The sequence below is a fragment of the Arthrobacter sp. 147(2020) genome, from assembly GCF_013116715.1.
In the GTDB taxonomy this organism is placed as follows: domain Bacteria; phylum Actinomycetota; class Actinomycetes; order Actinomycetales; family Micrococcaceae; genus Arthrobacter_D.
In genome coordinates this window covers 137,555-159,769 of sequence record NZ_JABFOM010000007.1, presented here as the reverse complement: position 1 = coordinate 159,769, position 22,215 = coordinate 137,555, and the positions used below count along the sequence as shown (strand labels likewise).

Below are 22,215 nucleotides of genomic sequence, written 5' to 3'. Positions count from 1 at the left end.
CTGCACTACCCCGGAATTCCGCGGGCGCCCGTGCAGACAGCTACTGAAAACGACATTGTCGTTGACTGGACTGCTTGTAGCGAATACGAACAATTGCGGCACTGTTCATGACGGCAAAGTAACACTAGAACTGCTGGCCTACCGCGTAACAAGTCGCTCACGAAAGGTCAGCCGCTGATGTATAGTTCAGTAGATGCTGACTACTGCCTCACGCTTGGACGTGATGAACCGACTCGGCCGTGCCATGGCCGATCCGACCCGCTCTCGGATCCTCATGATGCTGTTGGACGCACCGAGCTATCCCACTGCCCTTGCTGCCGACTTGGGCCTGACGCGTTCGAATGTGTCTAACCACCTCACTTGCCTCAGGGAATGTGGGATCGTCTCTGCTGCGCTTGAGGGCCGCCAGACACGGTACGACATCGCTGACCCTCATCTTGCCTCCGCGCTCACCGCGCTGGTCGATGTCACTCTCGCCGTGGATGAGAGCGCCCCCTGTATTGATCCTGCCTGTTCAGTTCCCGGGTGCTGCAACGCAGCAGCGGACGCATGATGCTGTCCTCGGTTCTGCAGGCGATTGGCCTGTTTGTCGCCACCAATATCGACGACATCATCGTGCTGTCATTGTTCTTCGCCCGCGGTGCCGGGCAACGGGGGACAACAGCCCGGATCCTCGCAGGCCAGTATCTGGGCTTCGCAGCCATCTTGGGTGCGGCCGTGCTCGTGTCGTTGGGGGCAGGGGCATTCCTGCCCCCGCAGGTCATCCCCTACTTCGGACTCATACCCCTATTCCTGGGGCTATGGGCCGCATGGCAAGCTTGGCGCGGGGATAATGACGATGACGACGAGGCGAAGGTTTCCGGCAAGAACGTGACCATGTGGACTGTCGCTGCGGTCACCTTCGCCAACGGTGGGGACAATATCGGCGTCTACGTGCCGGTCTTTCTCAGCGTAGGACCTGCCGCCGTCGTCGCCTATTGTGCTGTCTTCCTCGCGCTCGTCGCGGTCCTCGTCATGCTGGCAAAGTTCGTCGCCACCAGGCCGTCGATCGCCGAAATTCTAGAACGCTGGGAACACATCCTCTTCCCGATCGTCCTGATTGGTCTCGGTGTCGTCATCCTCGTCAGCGGCGGAGCCTTTGGACTCTAACAAGAGCAGGTCAGACACCCATGCCGCATGTTCGCCCCTCGTCATGGTTCAGCTCGAACCGCCAAACGAAGCTGCGAATAACCGCCATTCTTAGTTAACAGTCACACCGATGCGAACTGGAAAGATGTCACTTAATCCGTTACTTATTCTACGTCAGGCAAAGGGTCTACCTCCTTCTGTTTGTGACAGAAAGTCGAGGGGTATCTGAAGCTCGGCGAAGGTGTCCCGAAGACCGCGGAGGGATTCTTCACTGCGGCACCCGCAGCGTGCGAAGTCGAAGAGGTGCTTCGCGACCACGGGATCCGTTTTGGCTGCTGCGATGCACGTGTCCAGGGTTGTGGTCACCTGGTTCCAGAGCTCGTCCAGTGTCGGCTGCTTCTGTGCACCGGCGGCGCCTGTCAGTGATCCCGGCGGGGTTCCATCGCTGATCGGTGCCTTCGGTTCGGGACGCAGAAGGTGCCCGGAGGTACCGAGGGCTGTCAAAGAGCCGTCTTCGATCATTTCCATCGCGGCGGCAGCGGCTTCGAGCAGTTGCTGCTGTCGGGTCCAGTGGAGGGTCTCGAACGGTTGCCATGAGTGCAGGCCGGCTCGGAACGGGTGGCCGCAGTGGTCCCAGACCCGCCGCACGTCCTCCAGCTGCCGGCCGTATCGTCCCTGGGCCGTGGTGAGTTCATCCAGCAGGGTCCGCAGCAGCCGAAACCATACCCCGGCGTGCACCGAGCGCCCGGGAAGGTCCACGAACCCTGTAGTTATTGCCTGCCAGGTGCGGCGGTCCAGGACGATTAGCGATTCCGGAAGTTCCCGCTGGTCATCGGCGGGAGTTGCCCACCTGATGTAGTCCGCGGGGTGTCCTTCGTATGTCTCCAACCTGCGCCGATGTGCCGGGCAGCTGGCCATGAGCGGCAGTTGCCAGAAGAGCAGTATCGTCGGGCCGGACTCCAGGCATTCGCGGCATCCCAGTCTGATCCCGCTTGTTGAGAGCCAGGGAACCCAGTTTCGAGGAGCATAAACAATGCGGCGCCCGGGTGGCAGGAGCAGCGAGAACTGGTGCACGTAAGTTTCGTAGGTGTCGGGTACAGGGGTGAGGGAGTCGAAGAGCCATGGCACCCAGGCAGCCATGGTCATGGCGCTTACGCGGCGCTGGTCGAGGCCCGCGCGTTTGGCGAGTTCGTCGAGCAGGTGCGGTGGCGGGTTCAGATCCAGCTCAGCGTCGTTGAGTTCCCGGTGACCGAGTCCGTGTTCGAGCAGCTGGTGGGAGTACATGCCGTAGCTGGCGGCTGTCCGCCGCAGCCAGGAGGATAACGACTCCGTTGCTGCAGGTGCCGGATGCAGGGGCCAGCGCTCCGGGGGTCTCACATCAGTTCGCGTTCGAACAAGCGGCGCCGTTCCGTGGGTCCTGCATAGTCGGCCATGACCAGGGTGCGGCGATTGATGCGCTCTTCACCGCTTTCCACCGCGGCGATCGCCGCGGTCGTCAAGAGCCGGGCGAGTTCGCCAATGGTTCCCTCACTTCGGGCGAGCAAGTACTGCGCCATATCGGCGGTAGCAATGTCCGAGGGGCGCTGCAGGGGCAGGGCGGCCGCGAAGCTGGCCAACAACGACAGGGTGTCCGCCCCGGTGTTCCACAAGGGAAGGACGATGGGTTCAAACCGGTTCTCCAGCTGATCATCGGAACGAACCGCAAGATATGCCTCCCGGGTGCCAACGCCGACGATCGGGATGCGCAGCTCGTTGCCCAGGAATCGCAGGAGATTGAGGAACTCCCGGCGGCTGTTGCCCTGTCCGGCGAGGACATTGTGCAGCTCGTCGATGACGAGCATGCGCACGCCCGTTAAGCGCAGCAGTTTCAGCGAGATCTGCTCCACGTCAGCCAGGCTCCGCCGTGGTTGAAGAGGCGCCCCAAGCGCCGCCAGGAGCGCGATGTAGAAGCGCAGCACGGAAGGCTCAGACGGCATCTGCACGCACAACACCGGAATGCTTTCCCGCTCTGGCTCGGCCACGGCCGGGTGCCCCCGGCGAAACTTTTCCACGATCATCGACTTGCCGTTGTTCGTCGGCCCGATCAGCAACAGGTTCGGCATCCGCTGTTTGTCCGGCCAGGACAGCAGGGACTCCAGGCGGGTCACCGCTTCCACCGCGCGCGGGTAGCCGATCCACCGGTCGGCGCGAATCAATTCAACCCGCTCGTTCGCAGGCAACCGTGCCGCGTCCCGCACACCCGGGTGCAGGTGGGACAACTCCGGTGCCTCGTACTCGGGCATGGTCACCACTGCTCGATCTGATCGAAAAGCGGCACCCGGGCCGCATCCGCGACCGTGTCCGATGCCTGCTCAGCAGTGGCTTCCGGCGGGAGTAATGGGGCCGGTGTCCCGGCCCGACGCGGCGTCACTGCATTGCGGCGCTCGGCGTCGCGGCGCATGCGCTTGGTAGTCTTCGAGGCAGTTCTTGCGATCTCCCGCATTTGCCCGATCGTGCGGAACAACGCCGCCTCATCCACTTGCGCTACGCCGCGCTCGTGTAGCCGCGCCAAGGCGTGCCGGTGCTCCCACAGGCTCACAGACGGGTTAGCCATCGTCCGGTAAGGAACCTCCACATAGTGAGCCCCCTCCGGTTCCAACACCCAGATTCTGCTGATGTCCCTGGGATCCCGGCGGATGAGGAACGGCCCAAGCGTTTCGCGCCGGCTGATCCACGGTTTCAGCGCATTCGAGAAATAGTGGACATGGTCGATGACGAAACCCGTCCTCGTCAGGGTACGCCGCACGACGGGAAGGAAATCGACAAGGAACGCTGTCGGGTTCGTGGCAACCGGCGGCCGCCCCGTCACCGCCGCCCCTTCTGCCCACCGTCCAGCCGGCGTCTGCCCCAGCATGCTGTGCATGGTGCCGTGGTAGCTGGTGACGGCAAGGGCCATCCATTTCTCCAGCTCACGCAGGGTCAACGCCGCCTCTCGGTCCGAGTCATAACGGCCCCGTTCGCTGGGGTTGGAAAAGGTGGTCCCGGGAAGTTCGTGAATCTGCTTCATGGCAGTGCCGATCAGGCGTTCCACGATCCCGCCATAATGAGGCCGGCCCAGCGGACGGTAGGCCAGCTCGATACCGTGCTGATCGCATCCTCGCCGGAGCGCCTCGCTCTTGAATTCGCTGGCATTATCTAGGTAAAGCAGTCTCGGCTTCCCGCTCATGGGCCACCCCGCATCAATACCCAGACCTTCAAGCCATGGTCTTTTGTCAGTCCCGGCATGCGCCAGGCACAGCCCGACCGACACCGCGGAGGGCGCCTCCAGAGTCACAACCATGCCTATGATGCACCGACTGTAAACATCGATCGCAACAGTCAAATACGGACGACCAATCGGTCGCCGCTCCCGCTCGTCAACAACGACCACGTCGATGACCGTGTGGTCGATCTGCACCCGCTCCAAAATCGTGCCGACGACCGGCACCTCGTCCCCAGCAGACTGCAGCGGCCGCACCGCATCGGGCCCTCCCCTGCGCCGGCCTACCTCAACCGGATTCAACGCCCGGATTCGCCGTTCCACCGTGTTACGGGCCGGGACAGGAAGCTGCCGTGCGCGGCAGGCCGCAGCAATATCCCGATACACCACCGCCAAAGTCCGCCTCTGCCGCGTCAGGAACTGCTTCCGCACCATCACCCGGACGAGGTCTTCGACCTCCTCTGACAGCCGTACAGTCCCTTTCCCTCCGGAGGAACGGCTAGGAGCCAAATCCGTCAACAAACCAGAACCACCGCGATGGCGTCTGATCAGCACGTACACCTGGCGCCGCGATACGCCCAACGCCGCGGCCGCAGCATCAACCGCTGCCCTGCCAACAACCGTGCGCGCAGCCAAGGGCCCGATCACGGCCGAAACCGACTTCGTCCGATCCCAGAGAACATCCGGCATCGTCAACGTTCCCGGCTCACGAATCGGCGCCGATTCCGCATCCACTCCGACACCTCCCTCGGCGTGCAGAGGAGTAGTAAGCAAAAACGACCCTAGTGCAGAGGAGTACGGAAAAACCAGTGCTCAACACCCGCCTGCACAACCGCGAAAACAGGCTGCCCGCTGTGCACGCGAGTATGGAAAATGACATCTCAGGGGAAGTCCTGGCTAGCGAGCCCGGTTTCGGTGAGGGACCGGCTTACGGGCGGCTACCGGTCGAATCTTTACCCCTCAGTTAGGCGGTTAATCGGGCGGGAGTTCACCAATTTCCATAGGGCGATACCAACCGTGTTTCTCCCAAGTCTGCGGAGCTGCAACCCACCTCTGCTTATCGTTGGCGCTTTCATTTCGAAGGTGCGGGGAGACTGACTTGGCCTAGCTGACCATTTGTAGTCCACCACCGCCACAGCAATTCGAATGAACCGTGGAGTTTCACGAGCCCAGTGATAGGAAACGTACTTTTCAGGAAGCCGCATAGAAATATGCTATTTGATGCCGCCGCTAGACCATCCCTGATCGCATCTGACGGATTTTGCGAACCATCGTGGCTCAGAAGGTGACCTATTGGAGCCGGCATTTCATTGGACCTCTGTTGGTTGAGCTCCTGGCCTTTCGTTCATGATCACTTCAACTGGGCTCTCTTGGTCTGATGTCACCTGAATGTCCTGAGAGTGCCCTTCGTACTCGGGTAGATTCGGGTCGTCGTTTGAAGCACAGTAGATCGACACTTTGAACACACCGGGCGGGAAGGGTAGAGATGTGGAGCCTCCAGGATCAACGGAGGGCGCATCGTCTTGCACATAGGGATCTGGACCACTTATGTATTCTCTGACTAAGTTACAACCGTAGTTGCCGTCTTGGTAGCGGTCTACTATCCGCTCACCTGATTCGAGCAAGGGGGTTACTCTAATGACCCCTCTTTCCATGGGGGTGCTTGGCTGCGGTGAGGGCTCAGGTGACGGTGCCACGCATGAGGATAAAAGAATTGCTAATCCTACTGCCCCAAGGGTCTTCAGAATTTTGTTCATGGACCGGTTCCCCGAATTCCTTCGTTTTCATGCGCCGCTGATTATCGAGCATAGGCGGGTTCTCAATAATTAGGTAGCAGTAGCAGTAGCATTAGAGGCAAAGCAGCAAGGAGTGGCTCGAGTGTGGCCTACCAAGATGTGTAGGGATAAGTGCCACACCCTCCTCACCTGGTCATCACGTGCCCATATGTAGAAGTGAAATTCTTGACGCGGCAGACGAATGGTTACTGCAAGATGCAGCGCTCCGCATATTTATGCGGGAACGGCTGTCGCGGTTGGGGTATCGGCATACGGGTCGGCGAAGGCGGTCGGCTCTATCTTGTACCGTGAGGGGCGCTGATAATGGTTCAACTACACAAGGAGTGTGCACGTAATGACTGAGCCCAGCGGAATCGATATGAAGCTCCGAGCAGCCTTCTTACTTCCTACCTTGATCATCGGCCTTGCGCTGATCTTGGTCGATGTGTTCGTTGTGGACTTCATGCCGAGCTGGCTGCACTGTTCATCTTTCCCGCGGCTATCAGTCTGCTCGTGATAGAGAGGAAAAGAAGCCGGCGTAGCTCCGAGTAGCCGCGAAGTTTCCTACCTTGCAAAACTCTTGCAGGCAACATCTATAGCTTCAATGCTCTGGCCTTCGAAATAGGCTCCTGTCGAATCGGCGCCGGTATCGTGAACTAACCTCGGGATGCCAGACTGACGCGTTATCGAACCCTCATAGAGGCGATCGGGGTTAGTCGGTCTCGAGTAAATTGCGGTAGGGGATGGTCAATGAAGATGTACCTACTTCCATTGGACGTGTATTAGAGGTGGTCCGCCTGTTTCAATGTCGTTGCAGTTGCCTGGTTGCCGTTCTGGTTCGTGTCCTTTCGCTTAGTGTCGACGGATGAGAAGGTTTAATCCGCTTGCTGGAGTCGTCTTATTGGTTGGTGCCCTAGGAGGATGCCACCAAGCGGTGAGTATTGCGTGTCCTTCCTGGGCGATTTCTGAAGATCCGCAGGAACACTACGAAGCGGCGACTGTAGTGGTAGTTGTTTCAAATGCGGAGAGGGACGGAGAAACTGCCATTTTCGGTGTTCAGGCACATGCCTATCAGGTCTCGGTTGACGAAGTGCTGAAGGGAAGCGTCGGAAATAACGACATCCGTATCTCATCCATGCCAGACCCGTGTACGGAAGAAGGAGTCGTATACCCGGACGGTGACCCGCTCGAAACGATTGACCGCGTGATCATCTTCGCTTCGGATCAAGAGGGTGAATGGTTCACCCTCACCCCTTTCGGAGGAGTTATCTCCTTCCCTGAAGGCACGGAACACCCCTTCGATCTCGAGCCCAACCCAACCTAGTACGCGCAACTTATGCAAGATGCAGCTCCGCGCATAGTTTTGCAGGGCCAGGTGTCGCGGTGGGGGATCCCTCAGCGCGACATGTTCTTCTCAAAGGGTTCTGATCTAACTAGGCTCGGTGTTGTTGCCGCTGTATCTTCTATCCATGGGCAAGCATAGGAGCACGATCTTCGTGGTCAGTGTCGTGTTCTTGATGGGTGCTTGTGGAGCACCAGCGATGCCCTCATCCGATCTTGAGGTCTGCGAGGCGTACGGATTGTGGTCCGACCGGGGTAAAAGAGTCGAAGAACGTGATCAACTGCATGCATCGCTGAAGAAGCGTATTAACGAAGGTACCGAAGGTCCGGTCCTCGCTGCCACTCAATCCCTTGATGAAGCCTTGGACTCAGCAGGTACCCCCGAAATTGTGCATGCGGCCACAAAACTTTTCATGTCGTGTGTAGACGAAGGATGGGAACCTCGAGAAGGCTAACTACATCCTGCCTATGGAAGTCGCGTAAGCCGATGGACATAAGGGATGCCTGGGTCGTTAGGCTTGCAGCATGGGCCAAACAGTTTGGATTGTCTGTCAGGACCAAACTCCTGACAATACCGTTCTCGGCGTGTTCGAGACGCAGGAAGAAGCGTGGGCACTTGCCACGGAGCTGCAGAACTCATACGAGAACGGGGCAATTTGCTTTAGCTGGGAAGTCGGAACAAGGTACGACCAGGGACGTCCCTATTCGACCGATGCAAATCCGGCTACCTAGACCTGCCAGTCGCCCCAAGATGTTGAACGTGGTGCGGTGAGGGACCCCCTACGGGTCGTCGGATCATCTGGGACGCTAGGCAAGAATGAAGTTGGGCCACAACCGATAGTGGGCAACATGAGCCATCTGCCAGGACGACCGAGCAACTTAGTGACGAACGGAGTGAGCCATTGTGGTTGAGAGGTGGGATCGGTTGAATGTTCCGCAGCGGCTGGCAGCGCAGGCTGCAGCGGTTGTGATGCTGTGGATCCCCACCTATCTGTCGTTGTTCCTGTGGTTCGCGTGGCTCGGGGACACTGCGCGTGACGGTCGCTGGTATTCCTACGGTCAGGCATGGGAGTACGCCGGCTTGGCAGTGACGGTTATTGTCTTGAGTCGATCCTTTGCCCTCATGCTCAACAGGGGCCTTGTCGTAGGAACCATGTCCCTGTCGTTGATCTTCGCCTTTTACGATTCGACGCGAGGGGATGTGACCGGCACTTCGCTGGTTGGCATACCCGTCGTAGCAGTAGTAGCACCTCTGTTCATCGCGGTAGCCCTCGTGGGCTCCACCTATCGATTCCGGCTTGGCTCGGAGGAGGATGATGACGAGCTTGAGGGTTCTGCGTGGACTAGCTCGTAAATGGGCAGGAAGTCGCCCCCTGAGCCGGACCGTCAGCTCGCGACGGCCTGCGGAAGAATCGGGCGCTCAAGGATCGGCCTGAGGGCGCGAAGGTTACATCCGTGGGTGTGAGCGCGAGTCCGGGGCGAAGGAATGAAGCGAGCTTGGCGACATCTAGTAGGACGACATGACCGCCAACTGAAGCTGGGATTATCCGCCATTCCTAACTAACAGTCACAGACACAGGTGAACCGCCCTGGGTTTGTTGGCTCTTCCCAGATGAGGGTGTAGGTCGGCCGGGCGCGTCGGTCCGCAGATAGACGTCGAGGTCTCCCGACGATGGAGGTTCCTACGCCATCCATCCGAGAGACCTCGACGTGTCCGACGCTACCCCGCCGGCCGGCTTCGGCCGCCCTGACCTAACCGCCTTCGCGGCTCATCCCAATCGACCCTGATCGGGTCTGCTGACCCTCTCGACGAGAACGCAGCGACATCACAGCCACCCAACCCCGACCGTCCGGGAAGCCGGGGCACGTCACATGGCCTGTGCTTCGGGCGTGTCGAGTGGGTCGTCCAGGGGCGACGCAGGAGCGTCGACGCGACGTGCTGAGAGGTGGCTCCAACCGAGCGCTAGGACACAAGCTACAGGCATGGCGATAGGTCAGGAACGGCGTCGCTCCCTGCGCAGGAGGGAGCGCAGAGTCTCGGCGTTCGCGTAGCCGACCCGTAGCGCGATCTCGGCGGAGGTGAGGTCCGTGGTTGCTGAGAGGTGCCGAGCTCGTTCGATGCGAAGCCGTTGGACGAAGCCGAGCGGAGTGAGGTTGAGCGCCGCACGGACTCGTCGTTCGAGGGTGCGCCGGCTGGTGCCGAGCGACTGCGCGACGAAGGCGACGTTGAACGGTTCGTCCAGGCGGGCGCGCACGAAGCGTTCGAACTCGACGACGATCGGGTCCTCGTGCCGGAGATGTTCGTAGGCGACGAAAGCCGCCTGCGACGGGCGCTCGTCGATGATGAGGAGCTTGGCGACATGTTGGGCCAGGTCGGGGCTGATCGATCGCACGAGTGAGAGCGCGAGGTCGATGTGGGCGAAGGCGGCGCCGGCGGTGACGAGGTTCCCGTCGACCACGACCATGGTGTCGAGATCGAGGGCGACGGTCGGATAGCGCTTCAGGAACTCCGGCCCCAGGAACCAGCTGGTCGTCGCCCGCCGATGATGCATCCGTCCGGTCTCGGCGACGGCGAACACGCCGGTGCACGCCGCGGCGATCCGGGTGGTCGCGTCGTCGAGGCGCCCGAGTGAGGCGATGACCGAACGAGCATCTCGGCTCTGGAGGGCGTCGTGGGTCGCGGCGGCCGTGAGGGTTCCAAGCGCAGGGACGACGACCACGTCGAACTCTCCGGACTCCGACAGCGGGTGGTCCACCGACAGGGTCATCGATGCCGTCGTGGTCACTCGCCGTTTCGGTCCGAGGATGGCGAGTTCGATCGGGTCGATCCGCGGGTCGACATCGCCGCGGGCTCCGTCGGCCACCCGCACGATGTCGATGACCGACGCGACCGCCGAACCGAAGCAGCCGTCGATCGCGATCAGTCCGATACGCATGGCGTGTATAATAGCAATACTGCCGTATACGCCACTCCCCATCGGCCCTCGCTCGTCATATGCTGAACTCGCCCCACGAAGAACCCCGACTTCAAGGAGAACCCCTCATGTCCACACCCGCATCACTTCCGTATGCCTTCGTCGCCAAGATCGTCGCGGCCGATGGACAGCACGACGCGCTCGCCGATCTGCTCGCCGGCGCTGTCGCACTCGCCAACGAAGAAGTAGGAACGATTGTCTGGTTCGCGGCTAGGACCCATGCCGACACCTTCTGGATCTTCGATGCATTCCCCGACGAGGCCGCTCGCGACGCCCACGCCAACGGCGCCATCGTCGCAGCCCTGATGGCCAACCAGCACCTCCTCGGCGCAGCACCCGAGATCCTGGCGGCCGACGTCCTCGCGTCCAAGCTCCCGTAGTCCGCCAACGCACGAGACGATCGCGCCCCGCCGAGTCAGTCCGCAGATAGACGTCGAGGTCTCCCGACGATGGAGGTTCCTACGCCATCCATCCGAAAGACCTCGACGTGTCCGACGCTACCCCGCCGGCGGGCTTCGGCCGCCCTGACCTGACCGCCTTCGCTCGACTCGACGGCCTCGGTCTGAGCGTGATCGGGCAACGACTTGAACCGGATCGTGCGGTCTTCGCGTGCCGCGTGGTGGAACCAGATCAGTGGTGCCGACGGTGCGGCAGCGAAGGCGCCGCTCGTGACACCGTGATCCGGCGGTTGGCCCACGAGCCGCTGGGCTGGCGACCGACCGTGCTGGAAGTTGTAGTGCGCCGCTACCGCTGTGCCGACTGCGGACACGTGTGGCGCCAAGACACCAGCGCCGCGGCGGAGCCACGCGCGAAGCTCTCGCGCACCGGGCTGCGGTGGGCGCTGGAAGGGATCGTGGTCGCACACCTCACCGTCGCCCGTGTCGCCGAGGGACTCGGGGTCGCGTGGGACACCGCCAACAACGCGGTCCTGGCCGAAGGCAAGCGGCTGCTGATCAACGACCCCACGCGGTTCGAGGGCGTGAAGGTCATTGGCGTCGATGAGCACGTCTGGCGCCACACCAGGCGTGGCGACAAGTACGTCACCGTGATCATCGACCTCACCCCGGTCCGCGATGGCGCCGGCCCAGCAAGGCTGCTGGACATGGTCGAGGGCCGGTCGAAGGCGGCGTTCAAGACCTGGCTCGCCGACCGCGACGACGCCTTCCGTGACGCGGTCGAGGTGGTCGCGATGGACGGCTTCACCGGGTTCAAGACCGCCGCTGCGGAGGAGATCCCGGACGCGGTCACGGTGATGGATCCCTTCCACGTCGTGCGCCTGGCCGGTGACGCCCTCGACAGGTGCCGGCGCCGGGTCCAACTCGCGATCCACGGGCACCGTGGGTTCAGGGACGATCCGCTCTACAAGTCGCGGCGCACGCTGCACACCGGCGCGGACCTGCTCATCGACAAGCAGAGCGACAGGCTACGCGCGCTGTTCGTTGATGACGCTCACGTCGAGGTCGAGGCGACCTCACCATCGACGGTTCACTCAGCACCACAGAACGCAAGACGAATATGCTCACGCCCACCGATGCAAAGAGCACAGCTGACAGCATCGCCTGCCTTGAGGTCAACGCTCCGATCTTGCCGGGCTCCTTCATAGGGGTAGCTTAGTGCCCGGACCTTTCGTCCTATCGCGTTTGGCCGGGTGGAACCTTTCAATAGCCAATCTGATGGCACAACGTTCCGCAAATTGATTCTGTCGCGATTCCCGCTGTTGAGTTGAGTCCAGAAAGAGGGGCCTCTGTACAGGGTTTGCTCCGATAAGTAGCCTTTGCCCATCGAGTGACCGCCCACTACTGGGGTACCCATGAACTCAAGCGGACGTGTTGGCCTATCGTCCACCATGGCGCTTTTCCTTCTTTTCACGGTGAACTTCGCGGTGCCGGGCCAGGCGCAGGAGACGGAACGAACTCCTCCTAGCGATTCACTCGACCTAATCGACGCAATGGATGTTGATGCTCGTGAATATGCGAAGGAGTATGAAGTTTCGCAGGACGAGGCCTCTGGCCAATTGAATAGCCAGGAAAATCTAGGCGCACTTCTTGGCCGGATCAGCGCTGTTGCTGGACCGAGGCTAGCCGGGTCATTCCTTAGACATGAGCCCGAGTTTGGAGGTGTCGTGAGGGTGACAGGCGAGCAACCTTTGACTGGTCTGGATACTCTATCCGGCGATGCTATGTGGTCTCGTGTGAGCATCGAGTACGGTTCCCAGCATTCCGAGCGAGATCTCGTGAAGGCGATTGAAGCGACGCTTTGGGCGGAAATCTCACCAAATATTCATGGAGTCTACTTCGATCCAGTGATAGGCGAGATAGTCGTGCTCTCCGTCGGTGGACGAGATGTCGCGTCCTATGTGGAGCTGGCGCTTGTGACTCACTCCCAGCTTCAGGGCCTACCCGTGAGCGTAAAGGTTACAGAGGAAGTCATCTCTGACGCAGGGTAGGAGGAATGTAAAGGGTGTCGCGGCAGACGACGTCGGCTCCACAATACTAAGTCCCGATTCGGGCTACATCCGCTCTCGACTTCGTTCTCGCCAATAGTCGTCCTTCTGCTTCCTGACACCACGAACCAGTAAAACGACCATCGACACCACGACGACGGTTTGTATAGCAAGGACGACCCATTCCCACACTCCGGTTTCCCAGAGCAGGTATCCACGGCGGTACAACGAGCACGCCAACAACCAGCAGCAGGTACACGATCGCTGTACGTTGCTGCCCCGAAGAGTTCATACTTCCTACTCCGGTTGCTAGCGGGTCAGGTTGTCGTCACGGAAAGAGTAGATGATGGGGACAGGGCAATCGACTGCTGGACATTGGATCTCCTGAACCACCGGGTTGAGTGGCTTGCCGCAGACAAGACCATTTGCATTTCCCTCGGAGTCAATCACCCCGGGGATTCGATAGCCCATTGCGAGAAGGTCAGCGACAACCAGGACCTGGTTGCTGGCGGGACATCCCGTCACGGACGCAGGGGCGGCGAAGGACGCCGTCGACGGGACGAGTACGAACGCCGCGGTTGCCGCGGCGATGAGGACAGGGCGTTTCATCGGATTCCCTTTCGGCAGGGCCGCACCATTGCGGCCAACTTAAGTGTGTCCCTCCCCGGCGAACCCCGCAACGCACATTGGCCGACAGGCTTTGCCATTCAGTCAGGTACTCCTCTGAATAGATCCCAAGAACGAGCTAGAGACTTACCTCGCAGTGCTTTCCCGTTGATTCGCCGTCGACGCTGAACTCAAAGCGGAGGGTCCTGGCACCCGGTGGTGGAGCAGGCTGGAAGAACCATGTTGCTTCCCATTCGGTCCCTCCGCCAGCCACACGGCCTCCCGCACGCCTGTACACGGTGCCGACGTCGTCAGTAATCCGGGTGGTAATCCGCTCGAACACGATGACCCCTGGCATCTTGGAAGGCGGTACGTCGCTATCTGGCCCCTCAGCCTTCCTTCGGACTGCCCACTGCTCCAGATCCCGCTGGAACTGGTTGTCCCGGGTCATCGTTTTCTGTCCGCGAACACCACTCAGGTCGAACCGAATACTCGGCGCGCCGGCTCCGCGGCCGACGCTGTTGGGCGCGTTCTCGAACCCTACACCCGCAAACCGGATGTCGATGGTGTCACAGGTCGCCACGACAAGGTCTTGGGGAGCATCCGTAATCTTGTTCATGCCAACACCCTAGTAGGTTGCTCAATCTTGGGTCTTGCCCTTCGGCGCATTCTTCGATGTCTTGATCTTGTAGCGCTGCGGAACGAAACGCTGGTGGTCCAAGGGTGGTCTCTCGTAGATCCGGTTCTGGCGCTCGGGCAACTCGATGTCCGGCAACATTGGCCGCTCGTACGGCAAAACCGATAGCAAATGGGCGATCAGGTTGAGCCGGGCCTCCTTCTTGTTATCTGCATCCACCACCCACCACGGGCTTTGTTCAGTGTCACTGAACTCGAACATCTTGTCTTTTGCCTCGGCGTAGTCAACCCAGCGGGCTTGCGCCTCAAGGTCCATAGGACTTAACTTCCAACGCTTCGCGGGGTTGTCGATGCGGCGCTGGAATCGACGGCGTTGCTCGGAGTCGGAGAGGCTCAGCCAGTACTTCACCAGGACGATCCCATCGGAGATCAGCGATTCCTCGAGCATGGGTGCCGTGTCGACGAAGTGCGCATATTGTTCATCACTGCAGTAGCCCATCACTTTCTCCACCCCAGCCCTGTTGTACCAAGACCTGTCGAACAGCACCATCTCGCCGGCCGCTGGCAGGTGGGCAATGTAGCGCTGAAAGTACCACTGGGATTTCTCGCGCTCTGTCGGCGCAGGGAGTGCAACAACCCGGCAGAAGCGCGGGTTGAGCGCACTGCTAATGCGTTGGATTGTCCCGCCCTTGCCTGCCGTGTCGCGTCCTTCGAAAATGACCACCAGCCGCGTGCCAGTTGCGCGCACCCACTCCTGCAGAGCCACCAGCTCCTCCTGCAACCGCAGCAGTTCTTTTTCGTAGTCTTTCTTGGATAGGACCTGGGAGTTGGCCTCATGAGGCGTTTTCTTGACCACCCCTCATATTCTGCCCCAGGCCGGATCATTCAGGGAGGGGTCTTGCGTAGGCACGACCCTTTCTGCTTGATCCTCATAATGATGAACTCGACCGTAAGTTCCATCGGTGACAGATCTCCATCTTGATCGAACGAACCCTGACCGTTCACACCTAACGGAACATTTGCCGGACACATGATCGAGTGTCCGGCCAGTTCGGAATCCCGAAAGTAGGGTGAGCACATGACCGTCGACCCTGAAGAATTGCTGCTCGGTCCGCGAGGGCGCCGTCTGTGCCTGGAGCTGGCCATGGAATCGGACACTCAGATCCAGGCTTGCGTGTACTGGTTGGGGCACTCTCTTGATCCGGGTGCGGGTCGGTCAAGGGTTCTAATTACAGGGACCGCCGGGGATGCTGGCGAGTCTTTGCCTATCCCTTCGCCGGGCGATCTGGTGGGGGCTCTGGCGACCCTCGATCTCCGGCACACCGGCGTCCGTGCGGTTGAAAAGGCATTAGCGCGTGCGGTAGATACCGCAAGATATTGGCAGGAGCCCGACGGCGAAGACGTGCTCGCAAGCCTTCCGGAAGTAGTAGAGGCCCTGCAACCGGTGGCTCACTATGTCGCCGGTATGGAGGCAACCCTGTGGTGGATGGAACCACGGCAGGTCGAGCAGTGGGCTATCGATTGGCGATCTGAAGAAGATCCCGCTCCGCTGCCCCGGGAGCCACGGCAGGCCCTGTCAAAGTGGAGTCGCGAGACCCGTGCAGACGAAGTTGGCGCTGCGAGGGAACGTCCCGCCGATCCTCATGCGTCCTGGTCGGGGAATTGGTGGGTTGTTCCGCACGGGACGATCCGTTCCGTTGGACGGATACCGCTTGGACTCGATCTCGTGGAGGATTCATTCGGGTGGGAGCACGCCACGGTAATCCCCGTTCGTGGGGTTGGCCGGACATACGAGGTACTCACAGAAGCCGATTGGGTTTTCCTTTGCCGCGAGTACCCGCTGGAGGTGACTGCCTCGCGGCGTCATGATTGGTTTCGAACTACCGGCCGTGCTGGCCGTTGGGTGATCCCGGATTGGGAGCGAGTCGCCGAGCATTGGGACGCTGTGCACCTAACCGTCCTGGCCTATCTCAGCGGTGCTGGCCGCGCACTGGAGGTAGATGCCAACACGTCGACGGTTCTCGCCGGATGGGATCCAGACGTCACTCTCTGGCTGACCGACGTCGCACGCGAATCAGAACCCCCGCGCCAACAGTGGGCCCGCATCACAGATCAAGAGGAATGGGTTTGTGAACCAATGTCATTGGAATGACCAACCAAATGTCCTCGCTCGGAGCAGCGTATCCACCTTTGTCCTAACACTTTATGAGCTGGGCCAGACGGCGCGAAGGATGCGGATGGCGTCCTCCACGTCAGTGCCGGAGCGCGTGCTGGTTTGAGCGAGTTGGCGGGCGGCTTCTAAAACGGGGCGAGGTACTGTCGCGGCTCGTCGGTTTACGCGGGTTCCCCCTCCGGTGCGCGTGGTGACGTAGTCCTCAGCCTCAAGCGCTTTGTACGCCTTTGCAACCGTGCCGGGAGCGACACCGAGGTCTTTCGCGAGTTGACGGACCGAAGGAAGCCGTTCGTCAGCAGCGAGTCGCCCCGAGGAAATCAGCCCACGGATCTGATCCCGGATTTGCTCGGTGGGAGGCGCGGAACCCGAAAGAGAGATGATCATGAACTTGCTGTCGCCGGTTCCCGCTGCCGCACAGGGATCACTGATAGGGCGCCCGCAAACCAGGAAGCGAATCCGAGAGCGACGGCCATGAGCGACGCAACGGTAAGAGCGGGCTCCAGCGCAGCGAACGTGGTCCAGACTCCCACGGTCCCCTCCGAAGTGCCGAAGCTTCCTCGTAGTGATGCAGTTCCAGCGAGCGAAGCAAGGATGTCGCCGAGATGCCAGAGTAGCGCTCCTGATCCGACCATCAGGACTGTGCGCGAGCGGACTGTCCGACCACGCACATCCCGATCCCGGTCGTGGTCCAGGGCCGGGCGAGCGATCAGGAACAGGTTGATGGAAGCCAGAACAACCATGACTGCCAGGAGGATCAGACAGGGGAGGGAGTAGAACCACCCATAGATAGTGGTGCCCGCGCTTCCTCCCTCGCCCATGTCCACAAAGTACATGTTGTATCGTGCGGTCGTGTCGGCCTCGGAGGCTGAACCGGCGGCGACAGTCAGGGTGAGAATGAAGACGACAACCACGGCAGGGTTGAGGAGCCAGAACTTGCTGGTGAAACTGAGGGGAGTCCGTGGCGTGAGGTCTGCAGAGCCTGGTACGCCTCGCCTCTGCATGGGAAACGCGAGGACTGCCATGCCGAGAATCCCCAGCAAAAGTGGGATGGTGAATCGGTAGTCCCGATGCCACTCCCAGTACCCATTTGGCAAGTTGAGACGAAATAGAAAAACCCCGGATGCGAGGAGAGCCGCGATCCCACCCAGCAAAAGGATAAGTCCGGCTGCCACCGCGGAACTACCCACGCTGTCGCGAGACAGAGGAGTGTGCCGTCCCCGGAGTAGCCACCAGACCACGGCGATAACAAGACCGGCCGCCACGGGACCGAGCAATAGATAATACATCCAGATCATCTCACTAACCCCTCCAGCTTGTGTTAGCCAAACGATACATCGTGTATCACCTAATTGATACACTTTTGCCGAGGATTGGGGGAGGGGAGCGCTGCCGGGATTGGAGTGTGACTGGCCGTTTTACGACCTCGGATAATCAATCGAACCGTACGAACGCTCTTACTCCGGATCGTTTGCGTACGCAAGCCAATCCACTGCCCGATAGAGGTCAACGACATCACTGAGCGCTAGATCTGCGGCCTTGACTATCTGGATGCTTGTCATGATCCATAGAAACATAAGGGGGCGGAAGGCGCCGAGAAGAGGCGTTCACAGGCGGCCGCTCTCGCGTGTCTAGCCCCGGCGTAACGACCTACTGCCTGTTGGCGTCGATATCCCGTACATGTACTCGAACGAGGTCTTCGATCAGTTGGCTGGACAGCGTCTTGTCGAGAGTGAACTGGATTGCGTGTTCGGTGGTCTTGTAGTGCTGGAGCTGGTCCCTCAACTCGTCGATTGCCCATGAGGACGGGTAGAAGCTCATGTGTTTCTTGGACGCTGTGAAATATACCAGCGCCCGATTCTTGTACTTGAGCGTCGGCATGCCGTAGCTGATTGCCTCTTCGGTACCCGGTACGAGCTGCTGCACCAGGGTGCGGATCCGTTCGAGTTCAGTCCGGTATTCAGGGTCGAGCGCATTGAGATATTCTTCGATGCTTTTCGCTTTTTCAGCCATAACGCGAGCATAGCGCAGCCTCCTATCCACGGACATCTCTAACGACTGGATAACAATCAATGGTTCCTTCAGCCAGCCGAAGAAGCAGGCGTACCCTTTGAAAATTGCGAATAGATGATCAAGGTGGGGGGAATCTTGTAAATTGCATTACATTGATGCCGATATCGGCGTCCAGCGGGGCTGGCTGGAGCACTGATCGGGCTGGTGGCCCTATCAGGGTGTGGCGTGGAGGCGAATGAGGCGTTGCCACCAGAATCGACACCTACCTTGCCGACGCTAGCTTCGCATCTGGAAACGAAAGCCGCACCGACACCATCGAATCCGCAGACCGGAGCGGTAGCGAATCCGACGACGATTCCCGCGGCCCCCGATGAAACATCGGCAACGGGAGTCCCTGCGGGGGAGACCGGGCCCGGGCAGGCAACTGTCATCACATTCAGCTCCCCGGAGGCGTCTGGACCCGCGGGCGCAACGACAGGAGAACTAGTGGAAGAGGACGGGTGCCTCCTGATTCGCCTCCCGGGTGGGCAAGAGGTGCTGCCACTGTTTCGTGCCGAGTCTGAACCGGTTTGGGCAAATGGCCAACTGACGTTCGACGGGATAGCCTACCCCGCCGGCGCGACACTGATGCTTGGAGGAGGAGATCTGCCGTCGAATGAGATCGATATCCCGGACACGTGTCGCGACGTCGAAACCTGGTTCACCTTTATGGTCTTGCAGGACCGATTGCAGAAGCTTTAAGGGCCAATCAATTGATTGGCCCGGCGCTCCGCCCGGCCCTGATTTCGTCGATACGAAGACGGAGAAAGATTATCACCAGCACCAAGGCATAGATCGCCAGGATTGCGATTATTGCCACTACCAGGATGTAGAGAATTCCGATTATCCCCGCATACATCATCCGATACCCCCATCATTTGCCTATATATCTGGCCGTGTGTCTACGAGGCTAGCAGTAGCTCGGCACGAGGGTTATCGTCCTAGTGCATTTATTCGGCACGCTCCCGTCGATTAAAGGTCAGATGAGTCACCCCGCTGGGGGAGGGAGCGGCTTCGATACTGAAGCGCTCTTCGACGCCTTCCAGGCCGTCCCACAGTCGCTCGCCACGGCCAAGCACAATCGGGACCACAACGAGGTGCATGTGATCGATCAGGTCCGCTTTAAGGAACTGACGGACAGTGGACACCCCGCCACCAATGCGCACGTCCTGATCACCCGCGAGGGCTCGCGCCCGTTCCAACACTTCGGCGGGTTCGGCGTCCATGAAGTGGAAAGTGGTGCCGCCGTTCATGGTCAGCTCGGGGCGCGGGTGATGGGTGAGTACGATCACCGGGGTGTGGAATGGCGGGTCGTCACCCCACCATCCCTTCCACTCCTCGTCGGTCCAAGGGCCGCGCAGCGGCGCGAACTTGTTGCGGCCCATCACCTCCACGCCAATTCCCGAGGCCCAGTTGCTGGCGAAAGCTTCGTCGATCCCGTTAGACCCCTCCTCCTTACCGTGGAAGCCCAGCCCCTGAAAGGTGCGGGTAGGGAAAGCCCACTCAAGCAAGCGCGTTCCAGCGTGTCCGAACGGAGCGTCGAGCTGCTGTCCGTCCCCGGTGCCGAATCCATCGAGTGAAATGGAGAAATTATGGACGCGAACGAGTGACATGGTTGCTCCTGGTCCGAAGGCGGTCGGCGCTAAACCGGGACTGCGGTCAGCCCGACCGGCACGCGGGAATTGTTGCGCCGAGGTTAGCGCAGTCCGCCGAAATGCCGCAAGCAGGTCGAATCGGTACGGAGGAGACTGCATCAGTGGGTGCACGACCCAGGGACCGCTACGATCGAGACCGAATGAACCGGGTCCCAGAAAAAGGAACAACGGAAGAGGAACAATGAGTGCTGTGCCAGCTGGCATTGAGACCCCTGAGGTCCTGATTGACCGGGACATCCTGGAGCGAAACATCGACCGAATGGCGACCGCAGTGCGGGCCAAGGGAATCGATCTACGACCACATGTGAAAACACACAAGATGCCGGAGATCGCCTCGCGGCAGCTAGCGGCAGGAGCGGTCGGACTGACGGTGGCGACCATTGGGGAGGCTGAGGTCTTCGTGCAGCATGGCGCCAGGGACGTCTTTATCGCCTACCCCCTGTGGGTCACACCGCATCATGCTCGCAGACTCGCGGAACTCGGATCCCTGGCCCGTGTCGCCGTCGGCACCGATTCGGTGGAGGCCGCACAGGCAATGGGCGCGGCGCTTTCGGACGCAACTGACAGGATAGAGGTCCTGGTGGAAATCGACAGTGGTCACCATCGCAGCGGTGTCAGCCCATCGCACGCTGTTGAGGTGGCCGAGTCGGCTGCTGCTGCAGGTCTCCGGGTGTCAGGGGTCTTCACCTTCCCCGGTCACAGCTACGCTCCGGGAATGCCGGTAAAAGCAGCAGAGCAGGAACATTTCGCTCTTGAGGAGGCGGCCAGCCTTCTTCGCAGTGCAGGGTTCGATATTTCCCGAATCAGTGGAGGATCCACCCCCACGGCAGCTCTCGCCGTGCAGTCATCGGCGAACGAGGTTCGGCCGGGTGTCTATGTTTTCGGCGATGCTCAGCAGTTGGAACTTGGGCGTTGCACCCTCGACGAGATCGCGCTGACTATCGCGGCGACCGTTGTGAGCCGCCATCAGGGTGCGGGTTCAACGCCCCGCCGCTGTGTTCTGGATGCCGGAAGCAAGATCATTGGCAGCGACCGTCCGGCCTGGGCGAGCGGGTTTGGGCGTCTCATGGATTACCCTGAAGCCCGCATCAGCGCGTTATCAGAGCATCATGCCACTGTGATCTGGCCAGATGGCAGTGAGCTCCCAGCCCTGGGGGCACGCCTCCGGGTGATCCCAAACCACGTGTGCCTGACCATGAACCTTGTCGATGAGGCCACTGTTGTCAGTGGTGACGCAGTTATTGCCCGATGGCGCGTCGACGCCCGCGGCAAGAACAACTAGCCATTGTCCGGGGGACGCCCGCCCAACACGCTGGCCCGAGCTTTCGCCCGAGACCAGCGGGTTTGGTGTTACCGTCTTTTTGATCGACTGGATTTGGTGGGGCGGGAGGACCGACCCTTGATCCAGCCAGCAATGGCAGTAAGCAGGACGGTCAGTAGTTTGTTCCTCATATTGATACATCACCCTTCAGTCAGACTGTGAAGTTTGGGCACAACAATCCGGTCCAACGGCCTGTCATACCCCTTTTGGTATTTGTCAGATCACTGCAGTTTTATCGCTCGATGGACGACGGGTGACGTTCAAAAGGATTGCTACCTTTCGCAACGGAACCTCGAGAGCGGTTTCCAGATTCGGCGCAATCTGACGGTGGACGCTCTCGATCACATCCTGTACTTTCGCCCGGTCATCCATCTTGATATCGAGGTTCAGCTCCGGTTCGTTGGCACTGCCCCGAAGGATCGCAGACGCCGAGGCAACGCCCAGAAGCGCTTCGGTCTCAGATTCAATGGCTGAGGCGAGCACCCTGGGTTCGCACAGGGTGTAACCATCCGATCCTTGCTTCCCGTGGAGCCGGAAGGTGTCTCCCTGATGGCGCTTGGGCACCTGCGCGCTGAGCCACGCCAAGGCCAAAAGACCTACCAGTACAGCTCCTACCGCGACAATGATGGCCGCCAGGGGCGTGTTCAGTGCCTCGCCCGGCGCAACGGGAAAGACCTGCCCGTTGGGGTCAACCGGTGAAATTCCGAGCCCTAAGGACTCTGCAAGCGAACCGGCGAGGCCACTCGAAAGCAGTATCCCCACCATCCCCGCGAGAATCATCAGCAGTGCAATGATGGCCAACCAGGTCCTGTTGAGCTTGCCGGCTGTTTCCCTCATATTGGTTCCTTGTCTCTGTAGTGCGGCACCGTGACTGA

21 protein-coding genes and 1 pseudogene are annotated in these 22,215 nt (G+C 60.3%); 10 read left to right on the top strand and 12 right to left on the bottom strand.

The annotated features are described in order from the left end of the window. Positions 1 to 193: 193 nt before the first annotated feature. Together HMI58_RS07690 and HMI58_RS07685 are read left to right on the top strand one after the other, a co-directional pair. Positions 194 to 553, top strand: a complete 360-nt coding sequence (locus HMI58_RS07690) for a metalloregulator ArsR/SmtB family transcription factor (protein WP_024476697.1) — start codon at positions 194 to 196, stop codon at positions 551 to 553. Further along, on the top strand, positions 550 to 1,149 hold the full coding sequence (locus HMI58_RS07685; RefSeq protein ID WP_024476698.1) for a cadmium resistance transporter: 600 nt from the start codon (positions 550 to 552) through the stop codon (positions 1,147 to 1,149). Before HMI58_RS07690 ends, HMI58_RS07685 begins: the two co-directional genes overlap by 4 nt. 153 nt (positions 1,150 to 1,302) lie before the next feature. Here the strand turns inward: HMI58_RS07685 and HMI58_RS07680 are convergent, their stop codons facing one another. Genes HMI58_RS07680 through HMI58_RS07670 form a run of 3 tightly spaced genes read right to left on the bottom strand, consistent with a single transcriptional unit; the run spans position 1,303 to position 5,101 of the window. Next, a complete protein-coding gene (locus tag HMI58_RS07680; RefSeq protein WP_139030515.1) occupies positions 1,303 to 2,505 on the bottom strand; it encodes a TniQ family protein in 1,203 nt (400 codons plus the stop codon). Continuing rightward, positions 2,502 to 3,410, bottom strand: a complete 909-nt coding sequence (locus tag HMI58_RS07675) for a TniB family NTP-binding protein (protein ID WP_171618739.1) — start codon at positions 3,408 to 3,410, stop codon at positions 2,502 to 2,504. Before HMI58_RS07675 ends, HMI58_RS07680 begins: the two co-directional genes overlap by 4 nt. 2 nt (positions 3,411 to 3,412) lie before the next feature. Continuing rightward, positions 3,413 to 5,101, bottom strand: coding sequence for a Mu transposase C-terminal domain-containing protein (locus tag HMI58_RS07670; protein WP_139030513.1), 1,689 nt, complete (start codon positions 5,099 to 5,101; stop codon positions 3,413 to 3,415). Positions 5,102 to 6,496: 1,395 nt separating this feature from the next. Between HMI58_RS07670 and HMI58_RS07665 the strand changes: the two genes are divergently transcribed. The 3 genes from HMI58_RS07665 to HMI58_RS07655 all read left to right on the top strand — a co-directional run bounded on the left by HMI58_RS07665 (position 6,497) and on the right by HMI58_RS07655 (position 8,836). After that, positions 6,497 to 6,658, top strand: coding sequence for a hypothetical protein (locus HMI58_RS07665; RefSeq protein ID WP_171618737.1), 162 nt, complete (start codon positions 6,497 to 6,499; stop codon positions 6,656 to 6,658). Positions 6,659 to 7,006: 348 nt separating this feature from the next. Then, positions 7,007 to 7,465: a hypothetical protein gene (locus tag HMI58_RS07660; RefSeq protein ID WP_171618735.1), complete on the top strand. Its 459-nt coding sequence runs from the start codon at positions 7,007 to 7,009 to the stop codon at positions 7,463 to 7,465. Positions 7,466 to 8,407: 942 nt separating this feature from the next. Continuing rightward, positions 8,408 to 8,836 carry a hypothetical protein gene (locus HMI58_RS07655; protein ID WP_171618733.1) on the top strand — a complete coding sequence of 143 codons (429 nt, stop codon included), beginning with the start codon at positions 8,408 to 8,410 and terminating at the stop codon, positions 8,834 to 8,836. Positions 8,837 to 9,476: 640 nt separating this feature from the next. Here the strand turns inward: HMI58_RS07655 and HMI58_RS07650 are convergent. Further along, positions 9,477 to 10,418, bottom strand: coding sequence for a helix-turn-helix domain-containing protein (locus tag HMI58_RS07650; protein ID WP_006247388.1), 942 nt, complete (start codon positions 10,416 to 10,418; stop codon positions 9,477 to 9,479). Positions 10,419 to 10,525: 107 nt separating this feature from the next. Here HMI58_RS07650 and HMI58_RS07645 point away from each other — a divergent pair, with 107 nt between their 5' ends. From HMI58_RS07645 to HMI58_RS07635, 3 genes and pseudogenes are all read left to right on the top strand, one after another. Beyond that, positions 10,526 to 10,837 carry an antibiotic biosynthesis monooxygenase gene (locus tag HMI58_RS07645; RefSeq protein ID WP_006247389.1) on the top strand — a complete coding sequence of 104 codons (312 nt, stop codon included), beginning with the start codon at positions 10,526 to 10,528 and terminating at the stop codon, positions 10,835 to 10,837. A 107-nt stretch (positions 10,838 to 10,944) separates the two neighbouring features. Continuing rightward, positions 10,945 to 11,928: pseudogene (locus HMI58_RS07640) on the top strand (ISL3-like element ISPfr2 family transposase); the annotation flags it as partial. Positions 11,929 to 12,303: 375 nt separating this feature from the next. Further along, on the top strand, positions 12,304 to 12,903 hold the full coding sequence (locus HMI58_RS07635) for a hypothetical protein (protein ID WP_171618731.1): 600 nt from the start codon (positions 12,304 to 12,306) through the stop codon (positions 12,901 to 12,903). Between the two features lie 306 nt (positions 12,904 to 13,209). Here HMI58_RS07635 and HMI58_RS07630 read toward each other — a convergent pair whose 3' ends face one another. The 6 genes from HMI58_RS07630 to HMI58_RS07605 all read right to left on the bottom strand — a co-directional run bounded on the left by HMI58_RS07630 (position 13,210) and on the right by HMI58_RS07605 (position 18,325). Beyond that, positions 13,210 to 13,509 (bottom strand): hypothetical protein, encoded by a 300-nt coding sequence (locus tag HMI58_RS07630; RefSeq protein WP_171618729.1) that lies wholly within the window; start codon positions 13,507 to 13,509, stop codon positions 13,210 to 13,212. Between the two features lie 136 nt (positions 13,510 to 13,645). Continuing rightward, the gene (locus HMI58_RS07625; protein ID WP_171618727.1) at positions 13,646 to 14,125 is read right to left on the bottom strand and encodes a hypothetical protein; all 480 of its coding nucleotides are present in this window, start codon (positions 14,123 to 14,125) and stop codon (positions 13,646 to 13,648) included. Between the two features lie 21 nt (positions 14,126 to 14,146). After that, positions 14,147 to 14,998, bottom strand: coding sequence for a polyphosphate kinase 2 (gene ppk2 / locus HMI58_RS07620; protein WP_171618725.1), 852 nt, complete (start codon positions 14,996 to 14,998; stop codon positions 14,147 to 14,149). A gap of 1,347 nt (positions 14,999 to 16,345) precedes the next feature. After that, the gene (locus HMI58_RS07615) at positions 16,346 to 16,699 is read right to left on the bottom strand and encodes a GntR family transcriptional regulator (protein ID WP_171618723.1); all 354 of its coding nucleotides are present in this window, start codon (positions 16,697 to 16,699) and stop codon (positions 16,346 to 16,348) included. After that, a complete protein-coding gene (locus HMI58_RS07610; protein ID WP_171618721.1) occupies positions 16,696 to 17,337 on the bottom strand; it encodes a hypothetical protein in 642 nt (213 codons plus the stop codon). Before HMI58_RS07610 ends, HMI58_RS07615 begins: the two co-directional genes overlap by 4 nt. Positions 17,338 to 17,962: 625 nt before the next feature. Further along, positions 17,963 to 18,325 (bottom strand): DUF1801 domain-containing protein, encoded by a 363-nt coding sequence (locus HMI58_RS07605; RefSeq protein ID WP_171618720.1) that lies wholly within the window; start codon positions 18,323 to 18,325, stop codon positions 17,963 to 17,965. Positions 18,326 to 18,811: 486 nt separating this feature from the next. Here HMI58_RS07605 and HMI58_RS07600 point away from each other — a divergent pair, with 486 nt between their 5' ends. Then, positions 18,812 to 19,066: a hypothetical protein gene (locus tag HMI58_RS07600; protein WP_171618719.1), complete on the top strand. Its 255-nt coding sequence runs from the start codon at positions 18,812 to 18,814 to the stop codon at positions 19,064 to 19,066. A gap of 248 nt (positions 19,067 to 19,314) precedes the next feature. Here the strand turns inward: HMI58_RS07600 and HMI58_RS07595 are convergent, their stop codons facing one another. Beyond that, positions 19,315 to 19,977 carry a dihydrofolate reductase family protein gene (locus HMI58_RS07595; protein ID WP_171618718.1) on the bottom strand — a complete coding sequence of 221 codons (663 nt, stop codon included), beginning with the start codon at positions 19,975 to 19,977 and terminating at the stop codon, positions 19,315 to 19,317. Between the two features lie 223 nt (positions 19,978 to 20,200). Between HMI58_RS07595 and HMI58_RS07590 the strand changes: the two genes are divergently transcribed. Next, the gene (locus tag HMI58_RS07590) at positions 20,201 to 21,301 is read left to right on the top strand and encodes a D-TA family PLP-dependent enzyme (protein WP_171618717.1); all 1,101 of its coding nucleotides are present in this window, start codon (positions 20,201 to 20,203) and stop codon (positions 21,299 to 21,301) included. A gap of 255 nt (positions 21,302 to 21,556) precedes the next feature. On the opposite strand, the gene HMI58_RS07585 is transcribed toward HMI58_RS07590, so the two are convergent. Further along, positions 21,557 to 22,177, bottom strand: a complete 621-nt coding sequence (locus HMI58_RS07585) for a hypothetical protein (RefSeq protein WP_171618716.1) — start codon at positions 22,175 to 22,177, stop codon at positions 21,557 to 21,559. Between the last annotated feature and the right edge of the window lie 38 nt (positions 22,178 to 22,215).

Excerpts from the sequence above, each read along its gene's own strand:
- HMI58_RS07690 (WP_024476697.1), top strand. The coding sequence starts at position 194 with ATGCTGACTACTGCCTCACGCTTGGACGTGATGAACCGACTCGGCCGT.
- HMI58_RS07685 (WP_024476698.1), top strand. The coding sequence starts at position 550 with ATGATGCTGTCCTCGGTTCTGCAGGCGATTGGCCTGTTTGTCGCCACC.
- HMI58_RS07675 (WP_171618739.1), bottom strand. The coding sequence starts at position 3,410 with ATGCCCGAGTACGAGGCACCGGAGTTGTCCCACCTGCACCCGGGTGTG.
- HMI58_RS07665 (WP_171618737.1), top strand. The coding sequence starts at position 6,497 with ATGACTGAGCCCAGCGGAATCGATATGAAGCTCCGAGCAGCCTTCTTA.
- HMI58_RS07660 (WP_171618735.1), top strand. The coding sequence starts at position 7,007 with ATGAGAAGGTTTAATCCGCTTGCTGGAGTCGTCTTATTGGTTGGTGCC.
- HMI58_RS07650 (WP_006247388.1), bottom strand. The coding sequence starts at position 10,418 with ATGCGTATCGGACTGATCGCGATCGACGGCTGCTTCGGTTCGGCGGTC.
- HMI58_RS07645 (WP_006247389.1), top strand. The coding sequence starts at position 10,526 with ATGTCCACACCCGCATCACTTCCGTATGCCTTCGTCGCCAAGATCGTC.
- HMI58_RS07635 (WP_171618731.1), top strand. The coding sequence starts at position 12,304 with ATGGCGCTTTTCCTTCTTTTCACGGTGAACTTCGCGGTGCCGGGCCAG.
- HMI58_RS07630 (WP_171618729.1), bottom strand. The coding sequence starts at position 13,509 with ATGAAACGCCCTGTCCTCATCGCCGCGGCAACCGCGGCGTTCGTACTC.
- HMI58_RS07625 (WP_171618727.1), bottom strand. The coding sequence starts at position 14,125 with ATGAACAAGATTACGGATGCTCCCCAAGACCTTGTCGTGGCGACCTGT.
- HMI58_RS07615 (WP_171618723.1), bottom strand. The coding sequence starts at position 16,699 with ATGATCATCTCTCTTTCGGGTTCCGCGCCTCCCACCGAGCAAATCCGG.
- HMI58_RS07610 (WP_171618721.1), bottom strand. The coding sequence starts at position 17,337 with ATGGCAGTCCTCGCGTTTCCCATGCAGAGGCGAGGCGTACCAGGCTCT.
- HMI58_RS07605 (WP_171618720.1), bottom strand. The coding sequence starts at position 18,325 with ATGGCTGAAAAAGCGAAAAGCATCGAAGAATATCTCAATGCGCTCGAC.
- HMI58_RS07595 (WP_171618718.1), bottom strand. The coding sequence starts at position 19,977 with ATGTCACTCGTTCGCGTCCATAATTTCTCCATTTCACTCGATGGATTC.
- HMI58_RS07590 (WP_171618717.1), top strand. The coding sequence starts at position 20,201 with ATGAGTGCTGTGCCAGCTGGCATTGAGACCCCTGAGGTCCTGATTGAC.
- HMI58_RS07585 (WP_171618716.1), bottom strand. The coding sequence starts at position 22,177 with ATGAGGGAAACAGCCGGCAAGCTCAACAGGACCTGGTTGGCCATCATT.